General features: G+C 64.9%; 12 protein-coding genes. 5 read left to right on the top strand and 7 right to left on the bottom strand.

The window, feature by feature from the left end; genetic code table 11:
* Nucleotides 1-32: 32 nt before the first annotated feature.
* Nucleotides 33-785 carry a class I SAM-dependent methyltransferase gene (locus tag H8A92_RS21955; protein WP_229197672.1) on the bottom strand — a complete coding sequence of 251 codons (753 nt, stop codon included), beginning with the start codon at nt 783-785 and terminating at the stop codon, nt 33-35.
* 184 nt (nt 786-969) lie between these two features.
* Between H8A92_RS21955 and gloB the strand changes: the two genes are divergently transcribed.
* Both gloB and H8A92_RS21945 read left to right on the top strand, forming a co-directional pair.
* Nucleotides 970-1,737, top strand: coding sequence for a hydroxyacylglutathione hydrolase (gene gloB, locus H8A92_RS21950; protein WP_229197671.1), 768 nt, complete (start codon nt 970-972; stop codon nt 1,735-1,737).
* Nucleotides 1,737-2,168, top strand: coding sequence for a cupin domain-containing protein (locus tag H8A92_RS21945; RefSeq protein WP_229197670.1), 432 nt, complete (start codon nt 1,737-1,739; stop codon nt 2,166-2,168). The genes gloB and H8A92_RS21945 overlap by 1 nt, the downstream gene beginning before the upstream one ends.
* Before the next feature lie 164 nt (nt 2,169-2,332).
* On the opposite strand, the gene yddG is transcribed toward H8A92_RS21945, so the two are convergent.
* The 3 genes from yddG to H8A92_RS21930 all read right to left on the bottom strand — a co-directional run bounded on the left by yddG (nt 2,333) and on the right by H8A92_RS21930 (nt 5,439).
* A complete protein-coding gene (yddG, locus tag H8A92_RS21940) occupies nt 2,333-3,205 on the bottom strand; it encodes an aromatic amino acid exporter YddG (RefSeq protein WP_163158632.1) in 873 nt (290 codons plus the stop codon).
* Nucleotides 3,206-3,366: 161 nt separating this feature from the next.
* A complete protein-coding gene (gene phbB, locus H8A92_RS21935; RefSeq protein ID WP_229197669.1) occupies nt 3,367-4,092 on the bottom strand; it encodes an acetoacetyl-CoA reductase in 726 nt (241 codons plus the stop codon).
* 168 nt (nt 4,093-4,260) lie between these two features.
* A complete protein-coding gene (locus H8A92_RS21930) occupies nt 4,261-5,439 on the bottom strand; it encodes an acetyl-CoA C-acetyltransferase (protein ID WP_229197668.1) in 1,179 nt (392 codons plus the stop codon).
* A 313-nt stretch (nt 5,440-5,752) separates the two neighbouring features.
* On the opposite strand from H8A92_RS21930, the gene phaR reads away from it, so the two are divergent.
* The gene (gene phaR / locus H8A92_RS21925) at nt 5,753-6,343 is read left to right on the top strand and encodes a polyhydroxyalkanoate synthesis repressor PhaR (protein WP_229197667.1); all 591 of its coding nucleotides are present in this window, start codon (nt 5,753-5,755) and stop codon (nt 6,341-6,343) included.
* Nucleotides 6,344-6,477: 134 nt separating this feature from the next.
* On the opposite strand, the gene H8A92_RS21920 is transcribed toward phaR, so the two are convergent.
* Nucleotides 6,478-8,841: an acetamidase/formamidase family protein gene (locus H8A92_RS21920; RefSeq protein ID WP_229197666.1), complete on the bottom strand. Its 2,364-nt coding sequence runs from the start codon at nt 8,839-8,841 to the stop codon at nt 6,478-6,480.
* Between the two features lie 370 nt (nt 8,842-9,211).
* Here H8A92_RS21920 and H8A92_RS21915 point away from each other — a divergent pair, with 370 nt between their 5' ends.
* On the top strand, nt 9,212-10,666 hold the full coding sequence (locus H8A92_RS21915; protein WP_229197665.1) for an acetamidase/formamidase family protein: 1,455 nt from the start codon (nt 9,212-9,214) through the stop codon (nt 10,664-10,666).
* A 267-nt stretch (nt 10,667-10,933) separates the two neighbouring features.
* On the opposite strand, the gene H8A92_RS21910 is transcribed toward H8A92_RS21915, so the two are convergent.
* Entirely contained in the window at nt 10,934-12,625 is a 1,692-nt protein-coding gene (locus H8A92_RS21910; RefSeq protein ID WP_229197664.1) for a putative bifunctional diguanylate cyclase/phosphodiesterase, read from the bottom strand.
* Between the two features lie 219 nt (nt 12,626-12,844).
* Between H8A92_RS21910 and H8A92_RS21905 the strand changes: the two genes are divergently transcribed.
* Entirely contained in the window at nt 12,845-13,141 is a 297-nt protein-coding gene (locus H8A92_RS21905; RefSeq protein WP_229197663.1) for a hypothetical protein, read from the top strand.
* A gap of 107 nt (nt 13,142-13,248) precedes the next feature.
* Here H8A92_RS21905 and H8A92_RS21900 read toward each other — a convergent pair whose 3' ends face one another.
* Nucleotides 13,249-13,719 carry a YybH family protein gene (locus H8A92_RS21900; protein ID WP_229197662.1) on the bottom strand — a complete coding sequence of 157 codons (471 nt, stop codon included), beginning with the start codon at nt 13,717-13,719 and terminating at the stop codon, nt 13,249-13,251.
* Between the last annotated feature and the right edge of the window lie 132 nt (nt 13,720-13,851).

The following is a 13,851-nucleotide window of genomic DNA, read 5'->3' as shown; positions in this document are numbered from 1 at the left end:
GGGTGAATAATCCGGCGCCACGGCTGCGTCGTCTACGACTCCGAATGACTCGACTTGCGCGTCGCCGTCGAGGACGGCACCAGCACCGGACGCAACGACGGGATCAGCTGCGTGCGCTCGCGGCGCGCGGGAATCGCGCGATAGACCTGCTTGCTCGCTTCCACGATATGCACGCCGGCGAACGGCATCGACAGCGCAGCACCGACGCGCTCCCACGCCATCGCCGAACGCAAGAACCAGCTGCCCTGCACCGGCGGCATGAACAGCGCCTCGCCCCATGACGACGGCGTGAACCAGGTCTGCCGCAACAGCTGGGTGATCTGCGCCCGTGAATAGGGCCGGCCATGGCCGAACGGCGTCGCATCGGTGCGCGTCCAGACACCGCGCCTGTTCGGGATGATCGCGATCAGCCGCCCCGACGGCGACAGCACCCGCCACACCTCGCGCAGCAGTCGCTCGGGATCATCGGACATCTCCAGCGCATGAACCAGCAGCACGCGGTCGACTGCAGCATCCGGCAAGGGCATCGAGAATTCATCGATCAACGTCGCCAGCGCCGGCCGGCCGGTCGGCCATTTCAGCACGCCCTGGGCCGCCGGCATGAAGGCAATGCAGCGCTCGCAGGTATCGCGAAACAGGCCGAGATAGGGCGTCGGATAGCCGAGGCCGAGCACGCGCTGGCCCTCCGCATTCGGCCACCGCGCGCGGATGCCACGGTTGATCAGCTGCCGCGCCACGATGCCGAGGCGCTGCGAATAGAAGTCGCGGAGGTCGATGACGTCCATGGTCGCTAGCCTAACATGCCCCTCGCTGCCGGGGAGCGCCGAAAATTGCGTTGCCGCCGGAGCGTTAACGCCATATTTCACACCTATATTGGGCGCGTTAAGAGCGTGATCCGGGAAAGTCGATGCCGGTTTTTCGAAAAGATCATGCTCTGACCTGTCCGTCCCGTTTGTTCGTGGAGATATCATGACCGCCGAAATTCGCACCTTCAGCTGCCTCACCGACAATTTCGGGTACCTGATCCACGATCCCGCGACCGGCGCAACCGCATCGATCGACGCGCCGGAGGCCGGCCCGATCATCAAGGCGCTGGAACGCGAAGGCTGGACGCTGACCGACATCCTGATCACCCATCACCATGGCGACCATGTCGGCGGCGTCGCCGAACTGAAGCAGAAATACGGCTGCCGCGTCGTCGCCCCGCACGACCAGTCGGCGAAGATCGCCAATGTCGATCTGCGCGCCGCCAATGCCGACGTCATCAAGGTCGGCAGCCTCTTGGCCCGAGTGGTCGAGACCCCAGGCCATACGCTCGACCACATCTCCTACGTGTTCGACGGCGAGAAGGCGGTGTTCGCCGCCGACACGCTGTTCTCGATCGGCTGCGGCCGGGTGTTCGAAGGCACCTATCCGATGATGTGGGATTCGCTTTTGAAGCTGCGCTCGCTGCCGGACGATTTCAGGCTCTATTGCGGCCATGAATACACCGCTTCGAATGTGAAATTCGCGCTCACCATCGAGCCCGACAACGCAGCCTTGCAGGCGCGCGCGGCGGAAGTCGCAAAACTGCGCGCCGAGAACAAGCCGACGATTCCGGTGCTGCTCGGCGACGAGAAGAAGGCCAACGTGTTCCTGCGCGCCGACGAACCTGTGGTCGCAGCCAAGCTGCACATGAAGGGCGCCGATCCGGCGCTGGTGTTCGGCGAGCTCCGCGAGCGCAAGAACAAGTCGTGATGGCCGAGCTCTCGGCTGCCGACATCATCGCGCGGCTCGACCTGAAGCCGCACCCGGAAGGCGGGCACTATCGCGAGACGTTTCGCGACGAGCGCGGTGACGCCAATGGCCGCGCCCATTCGACCGCAATCTATTTCCTGCTTGCGCGCGGCGAACGCTCGCACTGGCACCGCATCGACGCCGTCGAGATGTGGCACTATTACGCCGGCGCGCCGCTAACCTTGCGGATCGCACAGGACGACAATTCACCGCACGCGATCACGCTCGGTCCGAACGTCGCACACGGCGAGCAACCGCAGGCGATCGTGCCTGTTGGCGCCTGGCAGGCCGCAGAGAGCAGCGGCGACTGGACGCTGGTCGGCTGCACCGTCGCGCCCGGCTTTGAATTCGCGAAGTTCGAGCTGGCGCCGAAGGGCTGGGAGCCGGCTTAGTCCTCGTCATCCTGAGGTGCGAGCGGAGCGAGCCTCGAAGGATGAATCGGCCCCGCTGGTGGCCGTCGACCCTTCGAGACGGCCGCGTTGCGGCCTCCTCAGGGTGACGGTGAAACAGTTGCTTCGTGGGATCGGTAGACTGCAAGCAAAACCCGTCCCGCGATCTACGTTCTTTTTCTCAGCACCATGTCCTTCGCCGCGATCAGCCCGCCGCCGGCGATCAGGATCGCGGCGATGGCGATGTTGGCGCTGGGCTTGGCGAAGCCGGCCGCGATCAGGAACGCGGTCGAGAGCAGCGGCGTGGCGTAGGACGCGGCGCCGAGCACGCGGATGTCGCCGCGCTTCATGCCGATGTCCCAGGCGAAGAACGCAGCCCCCACCGGACCGATGCCGAGCGCCACGACCGCAAGCCATTGCAGCGGCGTCGCGGGCCACACCGTGGTCTCCACCATCATGTGGACGGCTGCTGCGAGCACGGCAGTCGCAAGGCAGAAGCCCGCCACCGCATCGGTCGGCACCGCCTTGAGCCGGCGCGACATCACCGAATAGGCGGCCCAGACGAACGCAGCAACGAAAGCCGCCGCGAAGCCTGGGATCTGCTCCCTTGTGAAGCTGCCGGTGTTGCCGGCGAACAGCAGCACGGTGCCGGCGAGGCCGAGCAGCGCACCGACGATGTGATGGATCGCCAGCCGCTCGCCCGGCAGCAGCGACGAGAACAGCACGATCAACAGCGGCCAGAGATAGTTGAGCAGGCCGGCCTCGGCGGGCGGCGCGTAGCGCAACGCCAGGAAATACAGCGCGTGGTAACCGAACAGCCCGCCGACGCCGACGACCCAGGCGATCAGCGGCTGCTTCAACGCGCCGAACGCGGCCGGACGCAGCAGGAAGCTTGCGAACGCGACCGCGGCGCCGATCGCAAACGTCATGGCGGCGAGCTGGAACGCCGGGATCGCCCCGGTCGCAACCGTCATGACCGACAGCAGCGACCACATCAGGATGGCGGTCAGTCCGACAAGGGTGGCAGTGCGGGTCGTCATCTGAATTGGCGAGACAGCATAGTCTCTCTCCGTCATGGCCGGGCTTGTCCCGGCCATCCACGTCTTCTTGGCCGCGAGTTATAAGACGTGGATGCCCGGGACAAGCCCCGGGCATGACGACGCATTGAAACGGATCGCCTAGCGTAGCGGCGACGCAACAATCAGGCGTGATACTGGCCGCCGTTCACGGTCAGCGTCGAACCGGTGATGAAGCCCGCATCGTCGGCCGCGAGGAACACCACGGCGCGCGCGATCTCCTCGGGTTCGCCGAGCCGGTTGACCGGAATCTGCGGAATCACGTTCTTCTCGAGCACGTCCTTCGGCACCGCCTGCACCATCTCGGTGTTGATATAGCCGGGGCAGATCACGTTGACGGTGATGCCGCCCTTGGCGTTCTCGAGCGCCAAGGCCTTGGTGAAGCCGATATCGCCGGCCTTCGCCGCGGAGTAGTTGACTTGGCCGAACTGGCCCTTCTGGCCGTTGATCGAGGAGATCGAGATGACGCGACCGAACTTGCGGGCGCGCATGCCCTCGATCACCTGGCGCGTCATATTGAACAGCGAGCCGAGGTTGGTGTTGATCACGGCATTCCACTGCTCGAGCGTCATCTTGTGGAACGCGGTATCCTTGGTGATGCCGGCATTGTTGACGAGCACATCGACCGGGCCGAGATCGGCCTCGACCTGCTTCACGCCGGCCGCGCAGGCGTCGAACGACGAGACGTCCCACTTGTAGACCGGGATGCCGCTCTCCGCCTTGAACTTCTCCGCCGCGGCGTCGTTGCCGGCGTAACTCGCCGCCACCTTGTAGCCCGCCGCTTGCAGCGCCTTGCTGATCGCAGCTCCAATACCGCGCGTTCCGCCCGTCACCAATGCAACACGTGCCATGTCCGTTTCCTCCTTGGCCGTCTTTTATAACCGGATCACTCCGGTCTACGCACTCACAACGCCTCAAAACAAAAATGCCCGGCGCAAAGCCGGGCATCTTTTCTATCAGCTCGCGCCGCGGTTGACAGATGATCTTTTCATCACCTAACCGACCTCGCTGCCTTTTGTTCAGTCGCGTGCAACGCACATCGCGATGCCCATGCCGCCGCCGATGCACAGCGTCGCGAGGCCCTTCTTGGCATCGCGCTTCTGCATCTCGTGCAACAGCGTCACCAGCACACGTGCGCCCGATGCGCCGACCGGATGGCCGATCGCGATCGCACCGCCATTGACGTTGACCTTGGCCGGATCCCAGCCGAGGTCCTTGTTGACGGCGCAGGCCTGCGCGGCGAACGCCTCATTGGCCTCGATCAAATCGAGGTCGGCGATGTTCCAGCCGGCCTTCTTCAGCGCGGTGCGCGAGGCCGGGATCGGCCCGGTGCCCATGATCTTGGGGTCGACGCCGGCCTGGCCCCACGAGACGATGCGGGCGAGCACCTTCTTGCCCTGCTTGGCGGCTTCCTTGGCGGTCATCAGCACGACGGCGGCGGCGCCGTCATTGATGCCCGAGGCGTTGCCGGCGGTGACGGTGCCGTCCTTCTCGAAGGCAGCGCGGAGCTTGGCCATCGCGTCGAGCGTGGCGCCATGGCGCGGATACTCGTCGGTGTCGACCACGATGTCGCCCTTGCGGGACTTGATCGTGACCGGGACGATCTCGTCCTTGAACTTGCCGGCCTTCTGCGCCGCCTCGGCCTTGTTCTGGGAGCCGACCGCGAACTCGTCCTGCTGCGCACGGGTGATCTGGTACTGCTTGGCGACGTTCTCGGCGGTGTTGCCCATGTGGTAGCCGTTGAAGGCGTCCCACAGGCCATCCTTGATCATGGTGTCGACCAGCTGGAGGTCACCCATCTTGACGCCGCCGCGCAGGTATTGCGCGTGCGGGGCCATGCTCATGGATTCCTGGCCGCCCGCGACGACGATCGACGAATCGCCGTTGAGCAGCGCCTGGTAGCCCAGCGCCACCGTGCGCAGGCCCGAACCGCAGAGCTGGTTGACGCCCCAGGCCGGGCTTTCCACCGGGATGCCGGCCGCGATCGAGGCCTGGCGGGCCGGATTCTGGCCCTGCGCGGCGGTGAGGATCTGACCCATGATGACTTCGGAGACCTGGCCGGCCTCGACGCCGGCACGCTCCAGCGCCGCCTTGATGGCGATCGCGCCGAGATCGTGGGCCGGAGTGGTGGCAAACGCGCCGTTGAAGCTGCCGACGGGGGTGCGGGCGGCGCTGACGATGACGACATCGTCTGACATGGACATCTCCTATGGGTTGTAGCTGGGTTTCTCGACGGCGGGCGGCCGGTTTGGCGGACCTGTCTCTTAATGACTATCCTGTAAATCTCATTGAGGCATGTCAATCGAACTGTCGCGCAAATTGCGCCGCGACGCACTCAAAATGACGCTCTTGGCACTTTCCTGAGCAAATCCTATGCTTTGGAATTAACCGCAAAGCACAAAACGGTAGCCGAACCGCTTTGAAAATGCTTACCTTTGCTGCGATGCGTTGCATTTTGCCCTGCGGCGATGCCGTGGGGTTCCAGGTTCTTCGGTGTTGAAGTGAGAGCCCATGGCAAAATCTGAACAACCGACCACGATCAAGAAATACGCGAACCGGCGGCTCTATAATACCGGTACGAGCACCTATGTGACGCTCGAAGATCTCGCGGCGATGGTGAAAGAGGGCGAGGATTTTCTCGTCTATGACGCCAAGACCGGCGACGACATCACCCGCTCCGTGCTCGCGCAAATCATCTTCGAACAGGAAAACAAGGCCGGGCAGAACCTGCTGCCGACCACCTTCCTGCGGCAGCTGATCCGCTTCTATGGCGACAGCATGCAGATGGTGGTGCCGAAGTATCTCGAGCAGTCGATCGAGACGCTGACCAAGGAGCAGGAGAAATTCCGCAAGCAGATCGCGGGCGCTTTGAGCGGGACACCGTTTGCGCCGCTGGAAGAACAGGTCCGCCGCAACATGGAGCTGTTCCAGCAGACCTTCTCGATGTTCAAGCCGTTCGCGCCGCAGCGCGGCGGTTCGGAGCCCGAGAAGGTGCCGGAGCCCGCGGCTGACGATGGCAACATCGACGACTTGCGCCGCCAGATGAAGGATATGCAGGAACGCCTCGAACGCATGTCGCAGCCGCCGAAGAAGGACGAGTAGTCCTTCTACCGATCGGCTGGACCGCCGGCCCAGATCGCATCGCAAAATCCTGACGACGGCCGCGCTGGCCGGCGTCAGGCGCCTTCAATGTCTGAGCATGATCTTTTCGGAAAACCGCTTCGCAGTTTTCCGGATCATGCTCTGGCTTCGGGAAGCATGCTCTTGCGGACGATCGCGTGCACGCCCCAATTGCCGTCGGCAACCTGCGTGACGCCGAAATCGACCCCGAGCGAGATCAGCGCCAGAGCCTCATCCTCGCTGAGGCGATAACACTCCATCAGGAATTTGCGTGTCACGCGGAACGCATTGCGCAGCGCGAGATCGACCGACGAGCGCTGGTAGATTTCCGACTGCGCGTTGCGCCCGAGCTCGCGCAGATAATTGCCGTAGCTGAAGCCGTGCAGGATCCACGCCTCCGATGTTTCAAGCAGCGGATGCACAAGTCCCTCGACATGCGGTTTGGTCGCCTTGCCGTTCTTGTGCACGATGAAGCGAAACTGGCCGGTAAGCGATAGTTCGAGCGCGGTGCCGTTGACCTCACCGTCGCCCTGGGCGAAATGCGGATCGCCGATCGAGAACAACGCGCCGGGCACCGCGACCGGCAGATAGAGCGTGGTACCCTTGGTCGCGCGCCAATTGTCGACATTGCCGCCGAAATAGCCGGGCGGGATGGAGTCAATGATGTCGGATTCGCGCGGCGCCACCGCCATGAAGCCGAAATGCAGCCGTGCCGGAATCCGCACGCCGGCAAGCACGTCGGGCTGCTTTGCGATGGTGGCGTGATCGACCGGCACGCCCGGATAGTCCATCGTCTCGTGGCGCACGCCGAACGGATCGGTCTGCGGCGTCCAGCGATAGGAATAGACCGCGCGCGCCCATTCGGCCTGCGCATCGGTTTCGAAGATCGTGATGGTCTCGCGTTTTGCCGGCGGATCGATCAGGTCATTGTACTGGTAGCCCCACCAGGCCGCGGCATTGCTGCCGAACGACTTGCCGGCAAAGGCTGGATTGGCCGAGGGCCGCGGCCAGATATCGAGGATCTGCACCTCGAGCACATCACCCGGCTCCGCGCCGCAGACATGGATCGGGCCGGTGCAGATATGCACGCCGAAGCCTTCGCCGGCGCCGCGGCCGAAGATCGAACCATCCATCGGGCCTGCACCGCGCCGCTCGACCGACTTGCCCTCGGCGGTCCAGCGAAACACGCTCTCGGCGCCCGGGTCGCCCTCGATCATGCGCTCGTAATCATCGAAGGCGTGCTGGGTCAGCGTCTCGATCGTCACCAGCGCGCCCGACTGCACGCGCATGACCGGCGGGATGCTGCGGCTGAGATAGCCCCAATGGGCGGTCTCCCTCGACACCTTGAGATGGTGGTGTGACGCGCCCCGCCCTTCCGGCGCCGCTGCAGGCGGCTCAACCGGCAGCACCGGCTCTTGCGGCGCGATGGTCTCGCGCGCCACCGGACCTGGCGCGAGCCGCAGCACCGTTGCGGTGCCGCGCGCAAGACGCGGCCGGCCGCGCGTGCGCTCGGCCTCGGCTTCACGCGGCACGGCCTTGCGGAAGTCGCGCGGCGAGGTGCCGTAGGTCGCGCTGAACATGCGGCTGAAATGCGCCTGGTCGGTGAAGCCCCAGCGGTAGCTGATTTCAGCGATGCGCTGGTCGGCATAGTTCGGATCGATCAGGTCGTTGCAGCAGCGTTCCAGCCGCCGCTCGCGCACATAGGCCGAGAATGTCGTGCTCTGCCGCTCGAACAGCCGTTGCAGATAACGCTGCGACAGCCCTTCCTGCCGCGCGATGTCGGCGATGGTCAGGCCGGCATTGCCGAGCTGGGCCTCGATCGCGGCATCGACCCGTCGCAAGTGACCGGCCTGCACCTGCGTCATCGCCTCGGCATCGAGCCGCGTCTCGCCGAGCAGCGCACCGGCGACCAGCTCGGTCACTGCAACCTCGGCCGTGGCCAGATCGGCCTTGTCCAGGATCGCGAAATTGCCGCCCAGCGTCCGCATCACCGGACGGACGGCCGCGGCCGCGATCGTCGCGCCGAGCACGGCCGGCAGACGCAGACGATTGTGCCCGAGCCGGCCGAGCAGCCGCTCACGCGGCAGTTCGAGCAGCAGGATCTCGAAATCCTCGCGCAAGGTCATGCGCCAGGGCGATTGCAGGTCGCACACCGAGATGTCGTTGTCGGCGAACTCGCAACTGCGTTGACCGGAGGCGATGCTGCCACGTCCGTAAGCATGAAAGATGATGGCGACCCGCGCCGGCATACCCGGCGACGCCGCATGACCGTTGCAGACGATCTGCTGCTCAGTCGAACGCAGCAGCGCAAGCTGGCCGCCGCTCGTCGAGTGCTTTGCAGTCAACTCGCCGAACTGGAATTGGCCGGCGTCCGGCAATTCGCAATCGAGCAGCAGCCCGGCCAGCGCCTCGCGCCAGACCTCCCGCCGGTTTTGCCGCGGGATCGCATCGACCGAAATCCGATAGGTCGTCGCGACCATCACCCCTCCAGGCCGGAGCTCCGCAACCAAGTCACGGAGCCGTGAAGGCAGCGTGCACCGATTGCACGGAGGCGGCAAGCGTGTTGCAGCAGCACATGCTGCCCAGCTCGCGTGCAATGGACCTTCTGCCGACCACGAGCCGTCAGCGATGATCGCAGCGCAACTTGATCAGATGCGCCCAAATTCTTGACCGTTCCGGCCATGCCGCAATGCGAAGGCAGCCGCCGCAGATGCCTTGCACGCCTTTGCACATGCTTTCGCGTCGCGACGAACACAAGCGCGCCTACAAATTATTGGGCGCGCTTGGTCATGTCTGAGCGGCGCTGTGCCATGCACTCTCACGCGCACTCGATCCATGGAGGAGCTCAGGATGTGCGCAGGTGACGACAAGAACTGCCCGGAATTCGAATTGCATCATCGACAGTTCAAGGAGACCCTCGACCGGGAACGCCGCTCGTTCCTGCGCTCGAGCTTCGCGGCGGCGGGCGGCGCTGCTGCGATGACCGCCGGCGGCATCTCGCTGGTGACGCCGAAGATGGCGGCGGCCGCCGAGAAGCATCAGCCGGCGCAACGCGGCTATCACCATTTGCCGGCCAATGCCGACACCGTGCATTGGGGCTATTTCAGCAAGTCGCTGAAGCCGCGCGTCGAGATCAGTTCCGGCGACTTCGTCACGATCGAGGCGCTGACGCATCACGCCAATGACGACGCCGAGCGCATGGTGAAGGGCGATCCCGGCGTCGAGAGCGTGTATCTCTGGACCAAGGAGAAGAAGGGTGTGAACCGGCGCGGCGCCGGCCCGATGGATGCCTCGCTGTTCGGACGCGGCGCGGGCGAAGGCCTCGGCGTGCATATCTGCACCGGGCCGGTGTTCGTGCGCGGCGCCGAGGAAGGCGACGTGCTCGAAGTGCGCATCATCGACGTGGCGCCGCGGCCCTGCGCCAATCCGAAATATTCCGGCAAGGCGTTCGGCAGCAACGCCGCCGCATCGTGGGGCTTCCATTACAAGGATCTGCTCACCGAGCCGAAGCCGCGCGAGGTCGTCACGATCTACGAGGTCGACGCAACCGGCGAGCGCAACTGGGCGCGCGCCGTCTACAATTTCACCTGGACGCCGCAGACCGATCCGTCCGGCGTGGTGCACAAGACGATCGATTATCCCGGCGTCCCGGTCGATCATTCGACGGTCAAGGAGAACCACGGCATCCTGAAGAACGTGCGTATCCCGGTGCGTCCGCATTTCGGTGTGATCGGGCTCGCGCCCAAGGAGGCAGAGTTCGTCGATTCGATCCCGCCGAGCTACACCGGCGGCAACATCGACAATTGGCGCATCGGCAAGGGTGCCACGATGTATTACCCGGTGGCGGTCGAAGGCGGGCTGCTCTCGGTCGGTGATTCCCACGCCTCGCAGGGCGATTCCGAACTGTGCGGCACGGCGATCGAATGCTCGCTCAACGGCACGTTCCAGATCATCCTGCACAAGAAGGCGGACCTCGCCGGCACCGCGCTGGAGGCGCTCGACTACCCGATGCTGGAGACCCAGGACGAATGGCTGGTGCACGGCTTCAGCTTCGCCAACTATCTGAGCGAGCTCGGCTCCGGCGCGCAGACCGAGATCTACAAGAAGTCGTCGGTCGACCTCGCTCTGCGCGACGCGTTCCGCAAGATGCGCAAATTCCTGATGACGACGAAGAAGCTGACCGAGGACGAAGCCATCTCGCTGATCTCGCTCGGCGTCGACTTCGGCGTCACCCAGGTGGTCGACGGCAATTGGGGCGTCCACGCGGTGATCCGCAAGGACATCTTCGCCGGCGGCGACAGCTGACGAAAGCGGATAGAGGACGAGGCAGGCTGGAGCGCGGCGATCAACCGATCATCGCGCTTCAGCCGGTGGCAAGGACGAGTAGGGCTGGCTGCACGCACCTAATCCAACGTCGCCCCGGCGAAAGCCGGGGCCCATAACCACAAATATCGGTTGCTTAAAGCAAGCGTCTGCCAGATCGCTTCGTCGAGAAGCCGCGGCGTATGGGTCCCGGCCCCCGTGCGCAATTGCGCACTCGGCCGGGACGACACCGCTAATTTGGCGAATAGATCACCCGGTGGCGGGCACGACCTTCTCAGCCGGCGCATTCCACGGCCGGTCCGGCGAGGCGAGGCCGATCAGACGGCCCTGGATGAAGTCGCAGCCCCATTCGCGCAGCATTGCGGCGGCTTCCTCGTCCTGCACCCATTCGGCGACCGTCTTGATTTCAAGCCGGCGCGCGAGGTCGATCAGCGTCTGCACGAAGGCGCGGTCGTCGGCCGAGCGCACGATGTTCTGCACGAAGGCGCCGTCGATCTTGACGATGTCGACGCCGAGCTTGCGCAAATTTCGGAACGAGGTGTAGCCGGCGCCGAAATCGTCGATCGCGATCCGGCTGCCGAAATTCTTCAGGCGCGTGACGAAGCCGCGGACGTCGTCGATGTCCTGGATCGCGACCGTCTCGGTGATCTCGACGATCAAGCGCTCGCCGACGCCGGGATGCGCGCGCATCAGCGATTCGATGGTGGCCCACCAGTCCGGATCCATCGTGGTGTCGGGCGAGATGTTGAGGCTGAGCTGCACGCCGGGGGCGGCGGCGAGCTCGGCGATGGCAAGCTCCAGCACGCGGTGATCGACCAGCCGGATCAGGCCGAGCCGTTCGGCGACCGGCACGATGTCCGGCGCAAGCAGCGCGCGGCCGTCGTCCTGCTCCATGCGGACCAGGCACTCGTAGAACGCAGGCTGCCGCGAGCGCGCGTCGACCACCGGCTCGAAACCGATCACGATGCGGCGCTCGTTCAGCGCGGTGACGATCTCGTCGGTGACGCGGATGTTGACGCGGCGCTGCGCGTCGCGCTCGACATTCGGCTTCCACAGCGCAAACGATCCGGCGCGGCGGCTCTTGGCGGTCTCCAGCGTCTCCTGGGCGCGATTGACCGCCTCTTCCGCCGACTTGGCATGGCGCGGGATCGTGACGGCGCCGATCGAGACCGTCACCGACACCGGGCCGGACTTGGTCGGCACCACCTCGTCGCGGACGGCGGCGAGGAAGCGCTCGGCCGCGACGTTGGTGTCGTCGACGGTGCAGTTGCGCAGGATCAGGCCGAACTTGTTGCCGGAGAAACGGCCGAGCATGTCGCCGCTGCGCAGCCGCGCACGAATCCGCTTCGCCACCTCGGCGATGACGGCATCCGCAACATCGAAGCCGAAGGCGTCGTTGACGCGCGCCAGATGGTCGATGCCGATCAGCATGAAGGCGCAGGACGAGCGGAAGCGCGCGCACTCCTCGATGCTCTCGGCGAGCGAGGCGACCAGATGGGTGCGGTTGAGCTCGTTGGTCAGCGGGTCGTGCCGCGACAGTTTCAAGAGCTGCTCGTCGCGAGCGTGCCGCTCATTGTTGATGCGGACGACGCCCTGCACCAATGCCGGCCTGCCGTCGGCGCCGGCAAACCAGCAGCCGGTCTCCTCGATCCAGATCACCGGCGCCGAGGTGACGGCGCGCACGCCATATTCGATCCGGTAGGGAACGCCCTCCCCGCTCCGCACCGGCGCGGACTGGCCGAGCGCATCCGATCGAACCGAGCGCATCGGCTCGATCAGCTTGGCGAGCTCGGCGCCATTCGCCAGCGCAGCGGCCGGGATGTCAGGAAATACCGTCGCCGCATTGTCGCTCCAGGCAATCGCGTCGGTCGCCAGGTCCCAGGCGAATGTCGCTTGGCCGAGCGAGGCGAGAATGCTGGCAGCTGGCGGGACAGAGGGCATCGAACATGTCTCGGTTTGGGACGGCGCCCGGTGATTCTACACGCTCTCAAGATAGTGGTTCCGGCGAATCCAACGCTAGGAGAAGTTGATAAATAATCTGGAAACCACGTTTTCGAGTGCTGCGGAACGAACTGGGGATGGCGGGCATGAGCCTTGCCATGAGGGTGTTGCAGAGGGACGCGACGTCCCAAACTATGACGCTCCAACGGGTCGCAGGCGATGCTCGATATCGATCAATCAGAGGTCCAATCAGGGGTCTTGGACGGCGAGTTCACCGACACCGCCGAGGCGACCAGCACGGCCCTGGTGCCGCTGACCGCGACCACCCATTGGGCGCCCAAGATCCCGCTGCTCCATGCCGACCCGTCATTTATGGCCCATCTGATCGCCACTGCCGCCCATGAACCGCAGACGCGCGGCCTGCGGCGTGGGTCATTGGCCGATGCGCACAGCGCCTACGGCCCGCATGTCGACGAACGCCGCAGCGTGGCGCGACGGACCCGGCAAATCGTCTAAAGCGCGATGAGATTGGGTTGAAGCGTCATCGCGCTTTAGCTGCTTGTTTGAGCATGACCTTTTCGGAAAACCGCTTCGCACTTTTCCGGATCATGCCTTAGACAGGATTAGTGGGCCTTGACCGGCCGGTTGCCGTGGCTGTCCTGCGGCACGCCGCGCCGCAACGACATGTGGGAGTGAATGCCGAGCCAGCGCCCGTCTGTCTGGCGCGCGAGGATGATCGTCGCACGCCCCGGCCGATCGAAGCGGCTGCCGTCCGGATTGAAGCCGGTGCTGGTCCACGGCGTGATCACCGTCGCCATGCCGCCGTCGGCGCTGATCAGCACCTCGGTGTGCGCAAGATCGAAAGCGAAATCCGCGGTGCGGGGCCAGACATTATCCCATTGCATCTCGGTCCAGCGGGCGCGGCCGTGGATGAGTTCCTGATAGGTGCCGAACGAGATGATGTCCGAATGCCAGAACGGACGGGCGGCAGCATAATCGACCGCCCTGACGCAGGCGGCGAACCGTTCGAGCCAATCAAAGATCGATTGCGTTGTCGTCGGATCGGCGATCGGAAGGGGCGTTTCTTCGCTCATGGCTCCCTCCGAAAAGGCTCTAGCGCTGTGGCGTGTCCGGCGATGGCTGGCCGCCCGGCTGCAAATCCGGCGAGGCGACCGTGGGCTTCGGCGCGGACGGATCGAGCAGCACGGATTCCGCGACCGACGTCG

This window comes from Bradyrhizobium acaciae, assembly GCF_020889785.1.
GTDB classification, from domain to species: domain Bacteria; phylum Pseudomonadota; class Alphaproteobacteria; order Rhizobiales; family Xanthobacteraceae; genus Bradyrhizobium; species Bradyrhizobium acaciae.
The sequence above is the reverse complement of the archived record's forward strand: the minus strand, read 5'-3'. Positions and strand labels throughout refer to the sequence as shown.